The 20,752-nt window shown below is 73.5% G+C and carries 17 protein-coding genes and 1 tRNA gene; 11 read left to right on the top strand and 7 right to left on the bottom strand.

What is annotated here, in order from left to right:
* Positions 1–155 precede the first annotated feature (155 nt).
* Positions 156–734 carry a hypothetical protein gene (locus GA0070603_RS03150; protein WP_091306792.1) on the top strand — a complete coding sequence of 193 codons (579 nt, stop codon included), beginning with the start codon at positions 156–158 and terminating at the stop codon, positions 732–734.
* Between the two features lie 47 nt (positions 735–781).
* Here GA0070603_RS03150 and GA0070603_RS03155 read toward each other — a convergent pair whose 3' ends face one another.
* The 3 genes from GA0070603_RS03155 to GA0070603_RS03165 form a co-directional block, all read right to left on the bottom strand.
* The gene (locus GA0070603_RS03155) at positions 782–2,404 is read right to left on the bottom strand and encodes an alkaline phosphatase D family protein (protein ID WP_091306795.1); all 1,623 of its coding nucleotides are present in this window, start codon (positions 2,402–2,404) and stop codon (positions 782–784) included.
* Between the two features lie 93 nt (positions 2,405–2,497).
* Complete coding sequence (locus tag GA0070603_RS03160) at positions 2,498–3,952, bottom strand: MFS transporter (protein ID WP_091306799.1); 1,455 nt, start codon at positions 3,950–3,952, stop codon at positions 2,498–2,500.
* A gap of 71 nt (positions 3,953–4,023) precedes the next feature.
* Positions 4,024–4,260, bottom strand: a complete 237-nt coding sequence (locus GA0070603_RS03165) for a hypothetical protein (RefSeq protein WP_091306803.1) — start codon at positions 4,258–4,260, stop codon at positions 4,024–4,026.
* 149 nt (positions 4,261–4,409) lie between these two features.
* Here GA0070603_RS03165 and GA0070603_RS03170 point away from each other — a divergent pair, with 149 nt between their 5' ends.
* Entirely contained in the window at positions 4,410–5,576 is a 1,167-nt protein-coding gene (locus GA0070603_RS03170) for a geranylgeranyl reductase family protein (RefSeq protein WP_091306806.1), read from the top strand.
* On the opposite strand, the gene GA0070603_RS03175 is transcribed toward GA0070603_RS03170, so the two are convergent.
* Positions 5,563–6,597 carry an NAD(P)-dependent alcohol dehydrogenase gene (locus tag GA0070603_RS03175; protein WP_091306809.1) on the bottom strand — a complete coding sequence of 345 codons (1,035 nt, stop codon included), beginning with the start codon at positions 6,595–6,597 and terminating at the stop codon, positions 5,563–5,565. The two genes, GA0070603_RS03170 and GA0070603_RS03175, sit on opposite strands and share 14 nt — an antisense overlap.
* 99 nt (positions 6,598–6,696) lie before the next feature.
* Between GA0070603_RS03175 and GA0070603_RS03180 the strand changes: the two genes are divergently transcribed.
* The gene (locus GA0070603_RS03180) at positions 6,697–6,888 is read left to right on the top strand and encodes a hypothetical protein (RefSeq protein WP_212835723.1); all 192 of its coding nucleotides are present in this window, start codon (positions 6,697–6,699) and stop codon (positions 6,886–6,888) included.
* 63 nt (positions 6,889–6,951) lie between these two features.
* Here the strand turns inward: GA0070603_RS03180 and GA0070603_RS03185 are convergent, their stop codons facing one another.
* Positions 6,952–8,742, bottom strand: a complete 1,791-nt coding sequence (locus tag GA0070603_RS03185; protein ID WP_091306815.1) for a bifunctional metallophosphatase/5'-nucleotidase — start codon at positions 8,740–8,742, stop codon at positions 6,952–6,954.
* Positions 8,743–8,943: 201 nt separating this feature from the next.
* On the opposite strand from GA0070603_RS03185, the gene GA0070603_RS03190 reads away from it, so the two are divergent.
* Positions 8,944–9,846: an SDR family oxidoreductase gene (locus tag GA0070603_RS03190; protein ID WP_091306818.1), complete on the top strand. Its 903-nt coding sequence runs from the start codon at positions 8,944–8,946 to the stop codon at positions 9,844–9,846.
* Between the two features lie 25 nt (positions 9,847–9,871).
* Here GA0070603_RS03190 and GA0070603_RS03195 read toward each other — a convergent pair whose 3' ends face one another.
* Both GA0070603_RS03195 and GA0070603_RS03200 read right to left on the bottom strand, forming a co-directional pair.
* Positions 9,872–10,525 (bottom strand): nucleotidyl transferase AbiEii/AbiGii toxin family protein, encoded by a 654-nt coding sequence (locus GA0070603_RS03195; protein WP_091306821.1) that lies wholly within the window; start codon positions 10,523–10,525, stop codon positions 9,872–9,874.
* Positions 10,522–10,848: a hypothetical protein gene (locus GA0070603_RS03200; RefSeq protein ID WP_091258112.1), complete on the bottom strand. Its 327-nt coding sequence runs from the start codon at positions 10,846–10,848 to the stop codon at positions 10,522–10,524. The genes GA0070603_RS03195 and GA0070603_RS03200 overlap by 4 nt, the downstream gene beginning before the upstream one ends.
* Positions 10,849–11,273: 425 nt before the next feature.
* Here GA0070603_RS03200 and GA0070603_RS03205 point away from each other — a divergent pair, with 425 nt between their 5' ends.
* The 7 genes from GA0070603_RS03205 (at position 11,274) to selA (ending at position 20,751) form a co-directional block, all read left to right on the top strand.
* Positions 11,274–11,861 carry a hypothetical protein gene (locus tag GA0070603_RS03205; RefSeq protein WP_091306824.1) on the top strand — a complete coding sequence of 196 codons (588 nt, stop codon included), beginning with the start codon at positions 11,274–11,276 and terminating at the stop codon, positions 11,859–11,861.
* Between the two features lie 412 nt (positions 11,862–12,273).
* Positions 12,274–15,597, top strand: a complete 3,324-nt coding sequence (gene fdh / locus GA0070603_RS03215; RefSeq protein ID WP_244282372.1) for a formate dehydrogenase — start codon at positions 12,274–12,276, stop codon at positions 15,595–15,597.
* A complete protein-coding gene (locus tag GA0070603_RS03220) occupies positions 15,590–16,633 on the top strand; it encodes a 4Fe-4S dicluster domain-containing protein (RefSeq protein ID WP_091306832.1) in 1,044 nt (347 codons plus the stop codon). Before fdh ends, GA0070603_RS03220 begins: the two co-directional genes overlap by 8 nt.
* The gene (gene nrfD, locus GA0070603_RS03225; protein ID WP_341864925.1) at positions 16,630–17,952 is read left to right on the top strand and encodes an NrfD/PsrC family molybdoenzyme membrane anchor subunit; all 1,323 of its coding nucleotides are present in this window, start codon (positions 16,630–16,632) and stop codon (positions 17,950–17,952) included. Before GA0070603_RS03220 ends, nrfD begins: the two co-directional genes overlap by 4 nt.
* A gap of 44 nt (positions 17,953–17,996) precedes the next feature.
* The gene (locus GA0070603_RS03230) at positions 17,997–19,286 is read left to right on the top strand and encodes an L-lactate MFS transporter (protein WP_091306836.1); all 1,290 of its coding nucleotides are present in this window, start codon (positions 17,997–17,999) and stop codon (positions 19,284–19,286) included.
* Positions 19,287–19,346: 60 nt separating this feature from the next.
* Positions 19,347–19,442: transfer RNA gene (locus tag GA0070603_RS31385), tRNA-Sec, on the top strand.
* A 16-nt stretch (positions 19,443–19,458) separates the two neighbouring features.
* Positions 19,459–20,751, top strand: a complete 1,293-nt coding sequence (selA, locus tag GA0070603_RS03235; RefSeq protein WP_091306839.1) for an L-seryl-tRNA(Sec) selenium transferase — start codon at positions 19,459–19,461, stop codon at positions 20,749–20,751.
* Position 20,752 lies beyond the last annotated feature (1 nt).

Here is a 20,752-nt window from a genome sequence, read left to right on the forward strand (position 1 = left end):
GCGGGCCGGCGGTCGTTGTACATGGTCCCGGCGCGACGAAGAGGCCCCGCCCCGCACGCCGGATCCCCCCAAGACTTCTTTTGAGCGCCTGACGGTGCTTGCGCGCCGCCGACCTCCCCCGTCGGCGTGTGCGCCAACCCCCAAGGAGCTTTGTCATGAACACGATGCTGCGGAAGAGCGTTCTTGGTATTGCTGGTCTGGCCTTCACCGGTGGTGTGTTCGCCGGTCCGATCGCCGCCCACGCCGACGCCGCCCCCGTGCAGGGCAGCAAGCCGGTCGCGGTGAGCGTGCAGGGTGACAAGCTGATCCCGCACGGTGTGCAGGGCGCGCAGTCGCACATCGACCTGAACGATGAGCAGACCGCCAACGCCAAGGCGATCATCGCCGCGACGAAGAAGGCCGGTCTGCCGGAGCGGGCCGCGGTCATCTCGATCGCCACGTCGCTGCAGGAGTCGAAGCTGGAGAACCTGGGTCACCTCGGCGACCGCAACGACCATGACTCGCTGGGCCTGTTCCAGCAGCGCCCGTCCTCGGGTTGGGGCACGCCGGAGCAGATCACCGACCCGGAGTACTCGACGCTGGCGTTCCTGAAGGGTCTGAAGCAGGTTGACGGGTGGCAGGACATGCCGCTGACCGAGGCCGCCCAGACCGTGCAGGTCTCGGCCTACCCGGATGCGTACGCGCAGTGGGAGCAGCAGGCCGCCGACATCGTCGCCCACAACTGGAACAGCTGACATGACGAAGGCCGGTACCCCGAGCGGGTGCCGGCCTTCGTGTGTCTTCACACCGGCGCGCTCTCGGCCCGCAGGCGGGAGGAACCCGTCCCCACCGACCAGCCCGCCACCCACCGGCTGCCGCTGGTGCTGCTGGTCCGGTCGGCGAGGTGGTACCAGTCCATCCGGCAGCGCTGCGGCGTCACGTCGAGGACCCCGTACCCGTGCCCGTCCAGCTCGGCCCACCGTACGTGCGGGTTGGTGGAGCGGAGCAGCCCGGCGCCGAGCCGGCTCAGCGCGTTGCCGGCCGGCAGCTTGAGGAAGTCGTTGACGTTGTCGCTGGTCACCGACGGTACGACGAACTCCGCCGCGGCCGGCTCGAACAGCGTCGTCCGGGTGGTCACCTCGTTGGCCCACGAGGTGTGGATGTCGCCGGTCAGGAACACCACGTCCCGGGTGCCGGTGGCCCGGAGGTGGTCGACCAGTTCGTTGCGGTCGGCGTTGTAGCCGTCCCACTGGTCGGCGTTGAGCACCGCGCCGTTCTCGGGGATGCCGAGCAGCTTCCCGAGCGGGCCGAGCAGCCAGGACGGCAGGGCGCCGACGTCCAGGCGGGCGATCATCACGGGGTTGCCGACCAGCTTCCACCGGGCGGCGGAGCCGGACAGCCCGGCCTTCAGCCAGGTCATCTGCGCGTCACCGGTGATGGTCCGGTTCGGGTCGTCGACGTCGGGGCCGGAGACCTGCGCCGACCGGTACGAGCGCAGGTCCAGCATGGACAGCTCGGCCAGCCGGCCGAAGCGGAACCTCCGGTAGATCGTCCCGTCCGCGCCGACCCGGACCGGCATCCACTCCAGGTACGCCTGCCGCGCGGCGGCCAGCCGGTCGGCGAACGGGCCCTCGGTGCCGGGGGTGTGGTTCTCCGCGCCGCCGGACCACTCGTCGTTGGCGACCTCGTGGTCGTCCCAGGTGATCACCCAGGGCACGGCGGCGTGCAGCGCCTGCAGGTCCGGGTCGGTCTTGTAGAGCGCGTGCCGGATCCGGTAGTCGGCCAGGGTGAGCACCTCGTGCGCGGGCTGGGTCGGCCGGACCACGCGGCCGGCGGCGGCGAACTCGCCGGTGCCGTACTCGTAGAGGTAGTCGCCGAGGTGGACGACGAGGTTGAGGTCGCCCCGGTCGGCCAGCCGCCGGTACGCGGCGAAGTAGCCGGCCTCCCAGTTCGCGCAGGAGACCACGCCCATCCGCAGCCTGTCGACGGCCGCGTCCGCGGGCGGTGCGGTCATGGTCCGGCCCGTCGGGGACCATTCACCGGCGTGGCCGAAGCGGTACCAGTAGGTGGTGGCGGCGGCGAGCCCGGACACGGCGATCTTCACCGTGTGGTCGCGGGCCGGTCCGGTGGTGAGCGTGCCGGCGGCGACCGGCGCCCGGAAGTCGGGCTCGGCGGCGACCTGCCAGCTGACCTCCACGTCGGGGCCGGCGGCGGAGCCGGGCAGGGCGTCGGGTGTGGGGGTGACCCGGGTCCAGAGCAGGATCCCGTCCGGCAGCGGGTCACCGGAGGCGACGCCGTGCCGGAAGGCGGCGGTGGCCGCGCCGGCGGGGGACGGTCCGGCGAGGGTGGCGCCGGCCAGGACGGCGGTGCCGGCGGATGCCCCGGCGAGGCGCAGGAGGGTACGACGGTCGAGGGTGTTCGTCATGACCCATGTATCTACCGCCGTCTACGTCTCCGGCGCACCCCTCAGGACGGCGAATTCGCAAGCTGTTCCGCGCCGGTTCTCAATTGGCGCAGTTCAGGAGGGGGCGCCGGAGTGGCGGCGGCCGGCCACGACGTCGACGAGCGCCGCCACGAGGGCCAGCGCGATGATCCCCACGGCCAGCAGCAGCGAGTGCCGGTAGGCGACGGAGAAGTCGCCCCTGCTGTCGGCCAGCGAGGAGAAGAACAGCGCGCCGACCCCGGCGATGCCGGCCGCCGAGCCGATCCGCTGCCCGGTCTGCAGCATGCCGGCTCCGCTGCCGGCCTGCGGGACCGGCACCTCGGAGAGGGTCAGCGTCTGGTTCGGCGCGATGACCAGGCCGCTGCCCAGCCCGGCGAGCAGGAACGGCACGGCGGTCAGCAGCGGCACCGAGCGGTGCGGCGAGTCCCGCAGCACCCACACGGTGGCGAGCAGGCCGAGCACCACGACCAGCAGCCCGGCGGCGACCAGTGGCCGGCCGTACCGGGTGACGACCCGGCCGCCCAGCGCCGAGGCGGCCGCCGAGCCGAGCGCGAACGGGGTGATGGCCAGGCCGGCGGCGAGCGCGCTGTAGCCGAGCCCGACCTGGATGTAGAGCGTGAAGATGAAGAAGATGGCGGTGAACCCGGCGAAGTAGACCAGGCCGATCAGCGAGCCCAGGGTGTACGAGCGCAGCCGGAACAGCCGCAGGTCGAACAGCGGCGGCCGGTGCTGCGCGTACCACCGTTCCCAGAACGCGAAGCCGGCCAGGAAGAGCAGGCCGACGGGAATCAGCACCCACTTGCCGGGGCCGCGCCACTGCTCGCGCTGCACCAGCGGCAGCAGCACCGAGGTGACCCCGAGGCCGAGCAGCAGCACCCCGACCGGGTCCAGCCGGTGCCGGTCCGGTTGGCCGGCCGGGCGGGCCGGGATGAGCCGCCAGCCGAGCACCACGGCGAGGATCCCGACGGGGATGTTCACGAAGAAGACCCAGCGCCAACCGTGCTCCTCACCGCCGAGTTCGATGAGCAGCCCGCCGAGCAGCGGGCCGATCGCGGTGGAGATGCCGATGGTGGCGCCGAGCAGGCCGAACGCCCGGCCCCGGTCGGCGCCCCGGAACAACTGCTGGATCATGCCGCTCACCTGGGGGTTGACGATGCCGGCGGCGGCGCCCTGGACGAGCCGCGCGGCGATCAGCCATTCCGGCGAGCGGGCCAGCCCGGCCAGCGCGCTGGTCACGGTGAACAGGGCCACCCCGACCACGAAGGCGGTACGCCGGCCCCGCGCGTCGCCGAACCGCCCGGCCGGCACCAGCACCAGCCCGAAGGTGAGCGCGTACCCGGACAGCACCCACTGCAGGTCGCTGGGGGTGGCGTGGATCGCGCGATCGATCGACGGCACGGCGACGTTGACGATGCTGACGTCCAGCAGGGTCATGAACGCCGCGACCAGGCCGACGCTGAGCGCCTTCCAGCGGCGCCGGTCGTCGGACCCGGCGGTGTCCACCGGTGTCGACGACCGGTCCGTGCTCATCGTGCCCCCCGAAGACCGTCGATCACGCATCACCGATCGCTACCCGGCCCCCGATGGGGCAAACGACGCTGTCACGCCATCTGGCGCGCGCACCACCGTGGTCCGAAGTCCAGCCCGGACATCGGGGAGTCCTCCCGGTGCAGCAGCCCCCGCTCGGTGAGCAGGTGCAGCGGCTCGCTGAGTTCCTCCTCGGTCATGCCGGTCTCCTGGGCGATCAGGTCCGGGTAGGGGACGTGTCCCCGCACCTCCAGCGCGGTCACCGCCTGGTACACCCGTTCCTCGACCGCAGACAGCTGTACCTGCTGCATCGCTTCCCTCCTCGGCGTGGACCGCCCGACCGGCGGGCGGCCTGCGCCCGGCGGTTACCCGGGCGGCGTCCGATGATGCCCACCCGATCGGGGGGTCGCGCGCGGCGCGTGCCGGGCGGGCCGAGGGCACGGTGCCCTAGGCTGCTCCAGTGATCATCTGGGACCTCGTCGTCGTCGGTGGCGGTCCGGCCGGCCTCTCCGCCGCGCACGCGGCGGCCCGGGCCGGTGCGCGCACCCTGGTGGTCGAGCGGGCCACCCACCCCCGGTACAAGACCTGCGGCGGCGGGCTGATCGGCACCTCGCTGGCCGAGGTCGCCAACCGGATCGAGGTGCCCGCGCACGACCGGGTCGACCGGGTCACGTTCACCCGGGACGGGCGACGCGGCTTCACCCGCCGGCACTCCGCGCCCCTGGTGGCCATGGTCCGCCGGGAGGAGTTCGACGACCGGCTGCGTGCCGCCGCGGTCGCCGCCGGGGCCGAGGTCCGCGAGGGCGTCGCCGTCCGCGCCGTCGAGCAGGACCCCGACGAGGTACGCCTGCGGCTGGCCGACGGCGACACGGTACGCGCCCGCGCGGTGATCGGCGCCGACGGCTCCTCCGGCGTGACGGCCCGCCACGTCGGGGTGACCTGGCGGCAGGTCGACCTGGGGCTGGAGCTGGAGCTGCCGGTCCCGCCCGCCGAGCAGGACCGCTGGCGCGGGCGGGTGCTCCTCGACTGGGGCCCGGTCCCCGGCTCGTACGCCTGGGTCTTCCCGAAGGGTGACCGGCTCACGGTCGGGGTCATCGCGGGCCGAGGCGAGGGTGAACGGACCCGCGCCTACCTGCGCGACTTCGTGGCCCGGCTGGGCCTGTCCGGGGTCGTCCCGCAGCACGACTCGGGGCACCTGACCCGGTGCCGGGCGGAGGACTCGCCGCTGCGCCGCGGCCGGGTGCTGGTCGCCGGCGACGCGGCGGGCCTGCTGGAGCCGTGGAGCCGGGAGGGCATCAGCTTCGCCCTGCGGTCGGGCCGGCTGGCCGGGGAGGCGGTGGCCGGCGGCGACCTCGACGCCTACGAGCGGGAGGTCCGCCTCCGGCTGGTGCCGGAGATGCGGGCGGGGCACCGGCTGCTGGAGGTCTTCGAACGGCGGCCCGAGGTGTTCCACGCGCTGCTGGCCACCCCGCCCGGCTGGCGGATGTTCGTCCGCTTCTGCCTGGGTCAGGCCAGCTTCGAGCGGACCCTCGCCCGCCGCCCGGTGCGGGCCGGCCTGGCGCTGCTGGACCGGCTGCCGGCGCGACGGCCGAGCGCCACGGCCGCGGGCCAGGTCAGGGGACGATGACGGCGCGGCCGTGGATCTCCCCGCGGCGCAGCATCTCGTACGCCTCCGGCGCCTCCGTCAGCGGGAAGGTCTGCACGTCGGCCTGGAGCTGACCGGACCGGGCCAGCGCGATCACCTCCTGGAGTTCCGCCCGGGTGCCCCAGAACGGCACCTCGACCGCGGTCTCCAGCGGCACCGTCGGCGGCTCGTCGGCGACCGGCCGGACCGGCAGGGTCCCGCCGGCCAGGCCGACCAGCAGCACCTGACCGCCTGTCGCGACCACCTGCCGGGCCGTGGTGACGGTGGGGTCGGCCCCGACGAAGTCGAGCACCACGTCGGCGCCGTCCGGCGGCGGGCCCACCAGGGCCCGGATCCGGTCCACGCTGTCCGGCCCGGCCTGCACCACGTCGTGCGCGCCCAACCGGCTGGCCAGGTCCAGGGCCGCGACGCTGGTGTCCACCGCGATGATCCGTACCGCGGTGGTCGCGACCAGGATCTGCAGTGCCATGTGGCCGAGCCCGCCGATCCCGATCACCACGCACGACGTGCCCGGACGCAGCCGGTCCCGGGCCAGCTCGACGGCGTGGTACGGGGTCAGCCCGGCGTCGGTGAGCGGGGCCGCCTGGGTCAGGTCGATCTCCCCGACGTGCAGCAGCCGGGACGCCGGCACCACGACGTGTTCGGCCAGGCCGCCGTCGCGGCTGAGCCCGATCCCGCCGACCGGCACCACGCGGCACGCGTTCTCGGCGCCCCGCAGGCAGGCCCGGCAGCGGCCGCAGCCGATGATCCCGTAGACCGCCGCGCGGTCGCCGCTCGACCAGCCGGTGACACCGGGTCCGAGCTGGTCGACGGTGCCGGCGATCTCGTGCCCGAGGGTCATGGGCACCGGGAAGAGTCCGGCCGGGGCGTCGAGGATGTGCAGGTCGGAGTGGCAGGCGCCGACCGCGCCGACGCGCAGCAGCACCTCGCCCGGTCCGGCGGTCGGGGTGGGCACCTCCACCTGCTCCAGCACCCCCGGGGCGGTCATCCGGATCGCGCGCATGGTCGTCCTCCACCTCGTCGCCGGACGGGTCGTCGCGGCGGCTTACCCGCGCCGGATCGGTTGATGCGACGGGTGGCCGGCGGGGCGCACAATGCGGTCATGAGCGAACCGCGCGAGTCGTTCACCGACGAGGAGTACGCCTTCCTCCGGCACGTCCGCTTCGGCGAGCTGCCGCCCGGGGTGCGGCCGGAGGAGCGGGTGGAGTCGACCGAGAGCGAGACCGAGCCGCGCCGGGACCGGCCCGACCCCACCGGTGGGCAGCACGAGTGGGACCTGCGCGCCGGCGGCTGACCGGCCCGGAGACGCGGACGGGCCCCGGGTGGGAACACCCGGGGCCCGTCGCGGTGGTACGGGTCAGAAGACGGGCACGCCGTCGCGGACCAGCTTCCAGTTGTCGACGAAGAAGTCGCCCGGCCGGATCTCGCCCTTGGCCTGCGCCCAGTCGATCAGCAGCTGGCGGATCTCCTGCTGCTGGTTGTAGACCTGGGTCTTCACGATGCCCGGGAAGTTGCCGCCCCCGCTGCGCCGGTAGTTGTTGACCGCCACGACGAACTGGGCGTCCGCGGCGACCGGGGTGTCGGTGCCCGGCAGGACCAGGCGGGTGATCCGCTGCCCGACCGGCTTGGCGATGTCGATGTCGTACTCGAGCCCCGAGATGACGTCGTAGTTGTAGTCCGGGACGTTCGGGTCGTTGATGTTCGGCAGGTCGATGGTGTCCCCGGCCGCCCAGGTCTTGAAGTACTTCGCCGAGTACTCCAGGTACGCCTTCACCTCGGCGCCGGTCATGACGACCGCCTCGAGGGTGTTGTCGAAGACGTACAGGCCGGCGACGTCGCGGATCCGCACGTCACCGGCCGGGAAGACGGCGGTCCGGCTGAACGGCGACGCCTGCGACAGCACCGGCAGGCCCGCGTACGCGGTGCCGGCCAGCGCCTTGCTGACCACCTCGGCCTGGACGTGGTTGATGAAGTCCAGGATCGGGGTGTCCTTGTACCGCGACTCGACGGTCGACAGTTCCTCCGTGGACTGCGCCACGACCTGGTTGACGTACCCGACGGTCGTGTCGTGCTGGCCGCGCACGGCCGCGAGCACCGCCGGGTCCTCGACCACGGTGTTCGTGTTCAGCGTGGTGGCGGACTTGCTGACCACCTGCCACCGGCCCTTGACCTTGGTGACGGTGAAGTCCATCCGGGTCAGCCGCTGGCCCCACTTCGACGGCTCCGAGGTGAGCACCTGCACGCCGGTGGCCTTGTTGGTGACGAACTTCTGCGGCACCTCGTTGTGGGCGTGGCCGAAGAGGATGGCGTCGATGCCGGGCACCTGCTCGGCGATCAGCGCCACCGGGTTCTCGTTCGGCAGCTCCGGCCCGTAGCTGGAGGTGCCGCTGTCGCCGCCGTGGGCGGAGATGATGACCAGGTCGGCGCCGCGCTCCCGCATCACCGGCACCCACTTGGCGGCGGTGGCCACCATGTCGGCGAAGACCAGCCGGCCCTCGACGTTGGCCTTGTCCCAGATGGCCACGCCGGGGTTGGTCAGGCCGAGGATGCCGACCTTCAGAGTGGGGGAGTCGTAGCCGCCGAGCGCGACCTCCTTGATCACGTACGGCAGGAAGGCCGGCTTGCCGGTCTTCTCGTTGATCGCGTTCGCGGCCAGGGCCGGGAAGCCGAGCTGGCCGATCCAGGTGGCGAGCAGCGGCAGGCCGTAGTTGAACTCGTGGTTGCCGAGCGTGACGGCGTCGTACTTCAGCACGTTCATGGCGTTGGCCATCGGGTGCGTCGCGCCGGTCTCGGTGATCGGCTCCTGCTTGGCGTAGTACGTGGCCAGCGGGGTGCCCTGGATGGTGTCGCCGGCGTCCAGCACCAGGGTCGCCTTGCCCTTGCGCTCCGCGCGGATCTGGTTGACCAGGGTGGCCAGCTTCGCGACGCCGACGTCGTTGTGCTTGCTGTCGTCGAACTCCGCGTCGCGGTAGTAGTCCCAGTTGTAGACGTTGCCGTGGGTGTCCGAGGTGCCGAGGACGGTGAGGTCCCAGGTCTTCGACGGCTTCGACGCGGCCTCGGCGGGAGCGCCGGCGATCAGGGGGGCGGTCGCGGCGGCGGCCGCGACGGCCAGCACCTGGCGGCGCGAGGCGCCGGAGGAGGTGGTCATGAGGTGCCCTTCCATGGGGGTGGACGCGCCTCGTGGGCGCCGCTGCGCACCATAACGACCGGCTGTCACAGACGCCACATCGCCCCGAGGTATCTCACACCACAAGCGCCGTGGGCCTCCGGCGTGTAACACCGCCGTTTCCGGTCCCGGTCCACGGGTAGGGCGGCAGGGGAGCGTGAACGACGGCACGAGGGAGACCCGGTGAGCGAGGACCAGTACACCCAGCAGGACCCCACCCGCCAGTACGGCCAGCAGCAGGGCCAGCCCGGCCAGCAGCAGTCCGCGCCCGGCACCGAGCGGGAGATGGGCCCGAAGCCGGACCACGGCGAGGAGTCGTACCGGGGCAGCGACCGGCTCTCCGGCAAGCGGGCGGTGATCACCGGCGGTGACTCCGGGATCGGCCGGGCGGTCGCCCTCGCGTACGCCCGGGAGGGCGCCGACGTGCTCATCTCCTACCTCGGCGAGGAGGAGGAGGCGGACGCCCGGGAGACCGTCAGCCTGGTCGAGCAGGCCGGCCGCAAGGGCGTCGCCGTGCGGTGCGACCTGCGTGAGGAGGCGAACTGCCGGGCGCTGATCGAGCGGGCGCTGTCCGACCTCGGCGGCATCGACATCCTGGTCAACAACGCGGCCTTCCAGATGTCGCAGGACAACGGCATCCTCGACATCACCACCGCGCAGTTCGACCGGGTCTTCAAGACCAACGTGTACGCCATGTTCTGGCTCTGCAAGTTCGCCGTGCCGCACCTGCCCGAGGGCTCCGCGATCGTCAACAGCTCGTCGATCCAGGCGTTCAACCCGGCGCCGCAACTGCTCGACTACGCCACCACCAAGGCGGCCATCGCCAACTTCACCAAGGCCCTCGCGCTGAACCTGGCCGACCGGGGCATCCGGGTCAACGCCGTGGCGCCCGGCCCGGTCTGGACCCCGCTCATCCCGGCCACCATGCCCGAGGAGAAGGTGAAGCAGTTCGGCACCGACACGCCCCTGGGCCGCCCCGCCCAGCCGGCCGAGCTCGCCCCCGCGTACGTCTTCTTCGCCTCGCAGGAGTCCAGCTACGTGACCGGGGAGATCCTCGGCGTGACCGGCGGCAAGCCGACCAAGTGAGCCCGGCCGCCGGCCGCGTTCACCGTCAGCGCGGCCAGGCGGCCATCCGGCGGCGGACCCCGGCGATCTGACCGGGGTCCAGGCCGTAGCGGGCGAACCGGCGGTCCGGCACCCGGTCCAGGTAGCGGCCCGCCGCCCGGACGTCGTCGGTGTCCAGCGCCGGGTCGACCTGCCGGGCCAGCTCCAGCAGCTCGGTCACCGTGTACCGGTCCAGCGCGGCCGACACGTCGATGTAGTCGCGGACCTCGCGGCGGTTGACCAGCGCGGCCGTCTTGTTGGCGATCAGGTCCCGGACGTCCATCACCGGCCCCAGGTCCATCACAACGGGGCTGCGGTAGCGGTCGAGCCGCGCCAGGCTGAGGCGGATCTCCCGGCCGTCCCGGCTGACCACGAAGTCCCGCAGGTCCCGGTCGTAGCCGTCGAAGAGCTCACCCAGCTCGCTGTCCGGATCGGCCTCGACCACCCGGTAGCCGGCCCGCTCCAGGGCGGCCCGCACCCCGGCCGCCGCGGCGGCGGCGGCGCCCTCCACGTCGGCGAAGAGGTCCACGTCCTCGGTGGGGCGGGTGACCAGGCCGTGCGCCGCCCAGGCCACCCCGCCGCCGAGCACGAACCGGTGAGGGCCGGCGGCCGCGAGGGCCACCCGGGCCACCTCCCGGTAGAAGTCGTGCAGATGGGTCACGCGGTGCGCAGGCCCCGGTGCCGGCTCTCCCACGCCAGGCGGACGCCCCGGGGCAGGTTCAACAGCGGCCACACCCGGCGCAGCGTCCCCCCGTCGATCAGCTCGCGGAGGTCCTCGACCCGGCTGGTCTCGCGCAGCACGTTCTCGTACATCCAGAGCAGGTCGTCGGGGTCGGCCAGGTCGAAGGCGCGCTCGCTGCTCCACATCAGGCGCACCGGCAGCTCGACGATGCCCCGGGTGGGCCCGGTCAGCTCGCCGAGGGTGCGCGCCACCACGGCGGGTCGCCCGGGCCGGGCGAGGTACGCGGTGCTGGTGGCCGACATGGTGTCAGGGTAACCCCTGTCCCGCGTTTTCCCATCGCCCTGACCTCGCACCCACCGAGCCCGTGCCTCCTCGTCGGGCGGGAAGCTAGCCTCCTAGGACGCTCTAGGCGGTGTGCGCCCGACCGTGCCGCCTGCGCGCGAAGTCCGGTTCGCCGGGGTGGCCGGCGCCACCCCGGCGGCGGAATGACGGGTGGGCGGGGGTCGTTGTATCCCCGTGAACGGCCGAGGAAGGCGCCCGCCCGACGGGTGGCCGGGCCCGGAATGACGGCGGGTCGCCGGTCGTTGTACATGGTCCCGGCGCGACGAAGCGGCTCCCCGGCCCGCGCCGATGATCCCCCCGAAGACTTCTGAGCGCCTGACGTGGTGCTTGCGCACGGCCGACCCCCATCGGCCGGTGCGCCGACCCCCGAATGGAGCTTTCCCCCATGAACACGATGCTGCGTAAGAGCGTGCTCGGTATTGCTGGTCTGGCTGTCGCCGGTGGTCTGGCCGCCGGTCCGCTGAACCACCACGAGGCGGCGCCGGTGACGGGGCTGTCCGAGGCGGCGGTCGTGCAGGCCGACAAGCCGGACACCGCGAAGCTGATCCCGCATGGTGTGCAGGGTGCGCAGTCGAAGATCGACCTGAACGATGAGCAGACTGCCAACGCCAAGGCGATCATCGCCGCGACGAAGAAGGCCGGTCTGCCGGAGCGGGCGGCGGTCATCTCGATCGCCACGTCGCTGCAGGAGTCGAAGCTGGAGAACCTGGGTCACCTCGGCGACCGCAACGACCACGACTCGCTGGGCCTGTTCCAGCAGCGCCCGTCCAGTGGTTGGGGCACGCCGGAGCAGATCACCGACCCCGAGTACTCCACCCTCGCCTTCCTCAAGGGTCTCAAGCAGGTCGACGGCTGGCAGGACATGCCGCTGACCGAGGCCGCCCAGACCGTGCAGGTCTCGGCCTACCCGGACGCGTACGCGCAGTGGGAGCAGCAGGCCGCCGACATCGTCGCCCACAACTGGAACAGCTGACACACGCACGAAGGCCGGCACCCCGAACCACGGGGTGCCGGCCAGCGGCATCTCGGTGACAGCGGTCACCGAGACCGCGCGGAAGAACCGGCGACCCAGTACCGTTGTGCAGAGCGTCGGTGTGTCCAGTGTCCCCGGGCCTCACCTAAATTGCCTTCGCGGAATACCGTTCGGCTGGAGCCGCGTCGCGCCACTCGCCGAGAGGCGACCTGCACACCGACGCCCAGCGGCGCCCCGGCCACAAGGCCGGGGCGCCGCTGTTTCCGCGCCCCGGGCTCGTGAACCCCACCGGCCGGGCGCCACTGTTTCCGGCCGGGCGCCACTGTTTCCGCGCCTCGGGTCGCGGGCACCACGCGGCTGGCCTAATGTTCAAAAGGTCAGCTACCCGCCAGCCGGGAGGGGGTGCGCCGCGATGGGCCTCAAGACCTTCATCCAGGGTTGGCCGGTCTACCGGCAGCTCACCGGCACCGACCCGCTGGGCCGGGGCGCCGCCGCCCAGTCGGCCCGCTCGGCGGCGCTGACCGCGCGCACCGAGACCGCCGACAGCATGGCCCGGTCGGTCTGCCCCTACTGCGCGGTGGGTTGCGGGCAGCGGGTGTTCGTGAAGGACGGGCAGGTCACCCAGATCGAGGGCGACCCGGACAGCCCGATCTCCCGCGGCCGGCTCTGCCCGAAGGGCTCGGCCAGCAAGAGCCTGGTGACGAGCCCGCTGCGGCAGACCAAGGTCCGCTACCGCCGGCCGTACGGCACGGAGTGGGAGGACCTGGACCTCGACGTCGCGCTCGACATGATCGCCGACCGGGTCCTCGCCGCCCGCGACGAGACCTGGGAGGACGTCGACGACCAGGGCCGCCCGCTGAACCGCACGCTGGGCATCTCCAGCCTGGGCGGGGCGACGCTGGACAACGAGGAGAACTACCTCATCAAGAAGCTGTTCACAGCGATGGGGGCGCTCCAGATCGAGAACCAGGCCCGTATTTGACACTCCGCCACCGTCCCCGGTCTGGGGACCAGCTTCGGTCGCGGCGGCGCGACGGACTTCCAGCAGGACCTGGTCAACGCTGACGTCATCGTCATCCAGGGCTCCAACATGGCCGAGGCCCACCCGGTGGGCTTCCAGTGGGTGATGGAGGCCAAGAAGCGGGGCGCCAAGGTCTTCCACGTGGACCCCCGGTTCACCCGGACCAGCGCGCTCGCCGACACGTACCTGCCGATCCGGGCGGGCACCGACATCGCGCTGCTCGGCGGCGTGGTGCGGTACATCCTGGAGAACGAGCTGGACTTCCGGGAGTACGTGCTGGCGTACACCAACGCGGCCACCATCGTCAGCGAGCAGTTCGCCGACACCGAGGACCTCGACGGCCTGTTCTCCGGCTACAACCCGGAGACCGGCTCGTACGACCAGACCACCTGGCAGTACGAGGGGCACGAGGGCGAGTCCGCGGAGCGGGGCACCGGCAAGGAGCGCGACAGCGCGGCCGGCCTGCGGCACGAGTCGCACGGCATGCCCGTGGCGGCGCAGACCCAGCGGGACGAGACGTTGCAGCACCCGCGCTGCGTCTACCAGATCCTCAAGCGGCACTTCGCCCGCTACACCCCGGACATGGTGGCCCGGGTGTGCGGCATCCCCGAGGAGAAGTTCCTGGAGCTGGCCCGCGCCTGGACGGAGAACTCGGGCCGGGAGCGGACCGGCGCGCTCGTCTACTCGGTCGGCTGGACCCAGCACAGCGTCGGCGTGCAGTACATCCGCACCGGCGCGATCATCCAGACCCTGCTCGGCAACATGGGCCGGCCGGGCGGCGGCATCCTGGCGCTGCGCGGGCACGCCAGCATCCAGGGCTCGACCGACATCCCGACCCTGTTCAACCTGCTGCCCGGCTACCTGCCGATGCCGCACCACGCCGACCACCCGACGTTCGACGAGTGGGTGGACAGCATCCGGCATCCCGGCCAGAAGGGGTTCTGGGGCAACTCCCGGGCCTTCGCGGCCAGCCTACTCAAGGCGTACTGGGGGGACGCGGCGACGCCGGAGAACGACTTCTGTTACGGCTACCTGCCCCGGATGACCGGCGACCACGGCACGTACCAGCAGGTGCTGAACATGATCGACGGCAAGGTGAAGGGCTACTTCCTGCTCGGCCAGAACCCCGCCGTCGGCTCGGCGCACGGGCGGGCCCAGCGGCTCGGCATGGCCAACCTGGACTGGCTGGTGGTCCGCGACCTGTTCATGATCGAGAGCGCCACGTTCTGGCGGAACAGCCCGGAGATCGCCACCGGCGAGATCGTGCCGGAGGAGTGCCGCACCGAGGTGTTCTTCCTGCCCGCCGCGTCGCACGTGGAGAAGGAGGGCACCTTCACCCAGACCCAGCGGCTGCTCCAGTGGCGCGAGAAGGCGCTCGACCCGCCGGGCGACTGCCGTTCCGAGCTGTGGTTCTTCTACCACCTGGGCCGGGTGCTGCGGGAGAAGCTGGCCCGCTCCACCAAGCCCCGCGACCGGGCGCTGCTCGACCTGGCCTGGGACTACCCGACGCACGGCCCGGACGCCGAGCCGAGCGCCGAGGCGGTGCTCAAGGAGATCAACGGCTACGAGGTGGCCACCGGCCGCCCGCTGTCGGCGTTCGCCGAGGCCAAGCCGGACGGCTCCACGGCGGTCGGCTGCTGGATCTACTCCGGTGTCTACGCCGACGGGGTCAACCAGGCCGCGCGCCGCAGGTCCCGGCACGAGCAGGACTGGGTGGCGGCCGAGTGGGGCTGGGCCTGGCCGGCGAACCGGCGCATCCTCTACAACCGCGCCTCCGCCGACCCGGACGGCCGGCCGTGGAGCGAGCGCAAGAAGTACGTCTGGTGGGACCCGGACCGGGCCGAGTGGACCGGCTACGACGTGCCGGACTTCGAGAAGACCAAGCCACCGACCTACCGGGCGCCCGACGGCGCCTCGGGTCCGGAGGCCCTCGCCGGCGACGACCCGTTCGTCATGCAGGGCGACGGCAAGGCCTGGCTGTACGCGCCCACCGGCGTGCTCGACGGGCCGCTGCCGACGCACTACGAGCCGGCCGAGTCGCCGATGCGCAACCCGCTCTACGGGCAGCAGGCCAACCCGACCCGCAAGGTCTACGAGCACCCGGTGAACCGGATGAATCCGAGCCCGCCGGAGCCGCACAGCGAGGTGTTCCCGTACGTGTTCACGGTCAGCCGGCTCACCGAGCACCACACTGCCGGCGGGATGAGCCGTACCGTGCCCCGCCTGGCCGAGCTGCAGCCGGAGATGTTCGTCGAGGTGTCCCCGGAGCTGGCCGTCGAGGTGGGGCTGGTGAACCTCGGCTGGGCGCACCTGGTCAGCGGCCGCGCGGTGATCGAGGCGCGGGTGCTGGTGACCGACCGGCTCACCCCGCTGCGGATCGACGGCCGCGTGATCCACCAGGTGTGGATGCCGTACCACTTCGGCAGCGAGGGCCTGGTGACCGGCGACTCGGCCAACGACCTGTTCGGCATCACCCTGGACCCGAACGTGCTCATCCAGGAGAGCAAGGTGGGCACCTGCGACGTGCGGCCGGGCCGGCGGCCCACCGGGCCGGCCCTGCTCGATCTGGTCGGCGAATACCAGCGCCGGGCCGGGATGACGCCGGACCGGCGGGTGCCGATGGTCACCACCGGCGCGGCCGGCGGGGACGACGCCGCGAGCAGCACCGACGAGCGGTCCGCGGACGCGGCACGGGACGGGGGCGGGGATGCCTGACGCCAACAGCCTCTACGGCCCGCTCGACCCGGCCCCGGACGCCGGCTGGGTCGAGGCCGGCCCGCGGGTGGGCTTCTTCACCGACACCAGCGTCTGCATCGGCTGCAAGGCCTGCGAGGTGGCCTGCAAGGAGTGGAACGGCGTCCCGGACTCCGGCTTCGACCTGCTCGGCATGTCGTACGACAACACCGGCGCGCTGACCGCCAACTCCTGGCGGCACGTCGCCTTCATCGAGCAGCCCCGCCCGGCCGGTCACCGGGCACCGCCCTTCGCGGACACTCCGACCGGCCCGCCGGCCAGCCCGGAGAGCGCGGCGACCGCCGCCGGGACGGTCACCGACACCGGCACCGACCCGGGGTTGCCCCCGGGCCGGGCGGAGGCGGCGGCGCGGATGGCGGCCGGCCCGGAGTTCCTCGGCATGCCCGGTGCCCAGCCGCCCGGACGGGCCACCGGCGCCGACACCCGGACCGACTTCCGCTGGCTGATGATGTCGGACGTCTGCAAGCACTGCACCCACGCCGCCTGCCTGGACGTCTGTCCCACCGGGTCGCTGTTCCGCACCGAGTTCGGCACCGTCGTGGTGCAGGAGGACATCTGCAACGGCTGCGGCTACTGCATCTCCGCCTGCCCGTACGGCGTGATCGACCAGCGCAAGGGCGACGGGCGGGCGTGGAAGTGCACGCTCTGCTACGACCGGCTGGGCGCCGGGAAGACGCCGGCCTGCGCGCAGGCCTGCCCGACCGAGTCGATCCAGTTCGGGCCCCTGGACGAGCTGCGGGAACGCGCCGCCCAGCGGGTGGCGCAGCTGCACGACCGGGGTGTGCCGGAGGCCCGCCTCTACGGCCACGACCCGACCGACGGCGTCGGCGGCGACGGGGCGTTCTTCCTGCTCCTCGACGAGCCGGAGGTCTACGGCCTGCCGCCGGACCCGGTGGTCACCACCCGGGACCTGCCGAAGATGTGGAAGCGGGCCGGGTTGGCCGCCCTGGCCATGGCCGCGGCGGCCGTCGCCGCGTTCGTCGGAGGTTCATCGTGAGTCCGGACCGCCCGGTGGGCGACAGGTTCCGCCGCTTCCGCGAGCGGCTCGCCGCCGAGGGCCCGCACCGCCTCGGCGGCCCGGGCGGGCACACCGGCCACGGCGCGAAGGTGACGCCCACGCCGGACCCGGCGCGCGGCGCCGGTGGGGGGTGGCCGGGCGCGAACGGCGGCCCGGTCCCGGCCGGCCCGGACGGCGGCAGCCGGGCCACCGCTTTCGACCCCGGCCCGGCCCGGACCGACGCCGGGGCCGGGCAGGCCGGCCTCGCCCCGTATCCGCCGCGCGACGTCGAGCCGGCCGGGCGACCGCGCCGACGGGGCGGCCGGGGCGGCGAGCAGCTCAATGTTCCGCCGGCGACGTTCACCTCCTACTACGGGCGGCCGATCCTGAAGGCGCCGGTGTGGAAGTGGGACATCGCCGCGTACCTGTTCACCGGCGGGCTGGCGGCCGGGTCGTCGCTGCTGGCCGCCGGCGGGCAGCTCACCGGGCGGCCCGCGTTGCGCCGCGCCGGCCGGGTCACCTCGCTGGCGGCGGTCAGCGCCAGCGCGTACTTCCTCGTCAACGACCTGGGCAAGCCCAGCCGGTTCCACCACATGCTGCGGGTGGCGAAGCTGACCTCGCCGATGTCCATGGGCACCTGGATCCTCACCGCCTTCGGGCCGGCCGCCGGTGTGGCCGCGGTCGCCGAGGCCGCGCCCTGGCTGCCGGAGCGCGGGCTGCTCGGGCTCGGCCGGAGGCTGCTGCCGCCGGCGGGCAACGCCGCCGGTCTGGTCGCCGCGGTCACCGCACCCGCTCTGGCCACGTACACCGGGGTGCTGCTCGCCGACACGGCGGTGCCGGCGTGGCACGAGGCGTACCCGGAACTGCCGACCATCTTCGCGGGCAGCGCGCTGGCCAGCGGCGCCGGTGTCGGGCTGCTCGCCGCGCCGCCGGCTCAGGCCGGCCCGGCGCGACGCTTCGCGGTCGCCGGCGCGGCGCTGGAGCTGTGGGGTTCGCACCGGGTGGAGAACCGGCTCGGCCTGCTCAGCGAGCCCTACGCGGCGGGCACCGCCGGCCGGCTGCTGCGCGCCGGGCGCGCGCTGACCGCCGCCGGGGTGGCCGGCGCCCTGGTCGGGCGGCGCAGCCGGGTGCTGTCCGCGCTGTCCGGCGGCGCGCTGCTCGCCGCCTCCGTCTGCACCCGGTTCGGCATCTTCCACGGCGGGGTCGCCTCGGCGAAGGACCCGAAGTACACCGTGGTGCCGCAGCGGGAACGCGCGCAGCGGCGGGAGAGCCCGGGACCAGACATCAGCGGGCCGGGCGCCGGCCCGAACGGGGGATAGGCAGGACAGGCGCCGGCCCATGAGCCGATACGGGGGTACCGCTCATGGCCACAACAGCCGCTCGTTCGCGGGGAAATCCACCACCGACACGGGGCCGGTGGGGCCTCGTCGTCGCGGCCGTTCTCGTCCAGCTCGCGCTGGGCGCCGTCTACGCGTGGAGCGTGTTCAACAAGCCGCTGCAGGCCGAGTTCGGGTGGAGCAAGGCCGAGGTGGTGCTGCCGTTCGAGGTGGCCATCGGGACCATCTTCATCGGCAGCCTGGTGGGCGGGCGCATCCAGGACCGGCGCGGGCCGCGGCCGGTGGCGCTGGGCGGCGGCGTCCTCTACGCCGTCGGGACCATGCTCGCGTCGCTGGTGTCGTCCAGCGACCAGCTGTGGCTGCTGCTGCTCACCTACGGCGTGCTGGGCGGCATCGGTCTGGGGGCCGCCTACATCACGCCGATCGCCATGCTCAGCAAGTGGTTCCCGGACAAGCGCGGGCTGATCACCGGGATCGCCGTCGCCGGTTTCGGCTTCGGAGCGGTGATCACCGCGCCGGTGGCGAAGGCGCTGCTGGCCGGCACCGACCACAAGACCGGCGTCTTCCTGCCGTTGGGCATCGCCTACCTGGTCGCGGTGCTGCTGGGCGCGTCCTTCTTCCGCGACCCGCCGGCCGGCTACCAGGTGCCGGGCTTCACGCCCGCGGTCGGCGGCCGGGCCGTCGCCGGCACCCGCGTCTACACCTTCGGCGAGGCGCTGCGCACCCGGCAGTGGTACCTGCTCACGCTGATCCTGACGCTCAACGTGACGTGCGGCATCGCGCTGATCTCCCAGGCCGCCGACGCCGCGCAGGCGGTCGCCGGGGTCGGCGCCGCGACCGCCGCCGGCCTGGTCGGCGTCCTGGGCCTGTTCAACGGCGGCGGACGGGTGGCCTGGGCGTGGCTGTCGGACCGGATCGGCCGGATGCCGGCGTTCATCGGCATGCTCGCCCTGCAGGGCGTCTGCTTCCTGATCCTGCCGCACGCCTCCGCGTTCTGGCTCTTCGCGGCCCTCGCCGCACTGGTCTACCTCGCGTACGGCGGCGGCTTCGGCACCATGCCGGCGACCGCCGCCGACTACTTCGGCACGCCGAACGCCGGCGCCATTTACGGCGCGATGATCGTGGCCTGGAGCATCGGGGGAGTGGTGGGTCCGCTGCTCACGGCGCTGCTCTACGACGCCAGCGGCAAGAGCTACACCCTGCCCTTCACGGTGATCGGCATCCTCGCCTTCGTCGCGCTGGTGCTCCCGCCGATCACCCGCCTGCCCACCGCACCCGGCGAGCCACGACCCCACTTCCAGACGCCCGGGCCCTGATCCGGTGCCGGTCCGCCCCTCGGCGGGCGGCCGGAGATCACATGTGGTTAGGTGCTGGTTGGAGGCGTTCAGGCGGCTGGTGCCCCTCCCGGTCTTCAAAACCGGTGTGGTCCGGGACCCGGGCCAGGCGGGTTCGATTCCCGTCCGTCTCCGCCAAGCCCTGGGAGACCCGATGCGTGACGTCGACCCGCGGCGGCGGGTGCCGCGTACCGACGCGCTGCTCGCCGACCCGGCGTTGGCCGCCGCGGCCGGCACGCTCGGCCGCGACCGGGTCAAGGCCGCGATCGTCCGGGCGCAGCGGCGGGCCCGCGCCGGCGAGCTCACCCCCGAGCAGGTACGCGACGCCGCGCTTGCCGACCTGCCCGCGCCGACCCCACGGGCGGTGCTCAACGCCACCGGCGTCGTGCTGCACACCAACCTGGGCCGGGCCCCCCTCGCGGCCGCCGCGGTCGACGCGCTGGTGGCCGCGGCCGGGCACACCGACGTGGAACTGGACCTGCGCACCGGGCGGCGGGCCCGGCGCGGCCGGGACGCGCTCGACGCGCTCGCCGCCGCCGTGCCCGACGCGCCGGCCGTGCACGTGGTCAACAACGGCGCCGCCGCCCTCGTCCTCGCCGCCACCGCGCTCGCCGCGGACCGGGAGATCGTGGTGAGCCGCGGTGAACTCGTCGAGATCGGCGACGGGTTCCGCCTGCCCGACCTGCTGGAGAGCACCGGCGCCCGGCTCCGCGAGGTCGGCACCACCAACCGCACCGCCCTCGCCGACTACGCCGCCGCCGTCGGCCCGCGCACCGGGTTCGTGCTGAAGGTGCACCCGTCGAACTTCCGGGTCACCGGCTTCACCTCGACGGTGCCCGTCGCCGACCTGGCCACCCTCGGCGTGCCGGTGGTCGCCGACATCGGCTCCGGGCTGCTCGCCCCCGACCCGCTGCTGCCCGACGAGCCGGACGCCGCCACCACGCTGCGCGCCGGCGCGCACCTGGTGACCGCCAGCGGCGACAAGCTGCTCGGCGGGCCGCAGGCCGGGCTGCTGCTCGGCGCGGCCGACCTGGTCGAGCGCCTGCGCCGGCACCCCCTGGCCCGGGCGCTGCGGGTCGACAAGCTGACCCTGGCCGCGCTCGCCGCCACCCTGCACGCGTCGACCACGCCGACCCGGGAGGCGCTGCACGCCGACCCGGGAGCGCTGCGCGCCCGCACCGAACGGCTCCGCGACCGGCTCGGCGAGGACGGCTGCAAGGCCGAGGTGGTGCCCAGCGCCGCGGTGGTCGGCGGCGGTGGCGCCCCCGGGGTCGAACTCGACTCCTGGGCGCTGAGCCTGCCCGAGCGGTACGCCGAGCCGCTGCGCACCGGCGCGCCGCCGATCCTCGGCCGGGTGCTGCACGGCCGGCTCCTGCTCGACCTGCGGTGCGTGCCCGCCGACGCGGACCCGGACGTGCGGGCCGCCATCCTGCGGGCGGGGGCCTGAG

Origin of the sequence: Micromonospora chersina, assembly GCF_900091475.1 — a bacterium.
Classification (GTDB): domain Bacteria; phylum Actinomycetota; class Actinomycetes; order Mycobacteriales; family Micromonosporaceae; genus Micromonospora; species Micromonospora chersina.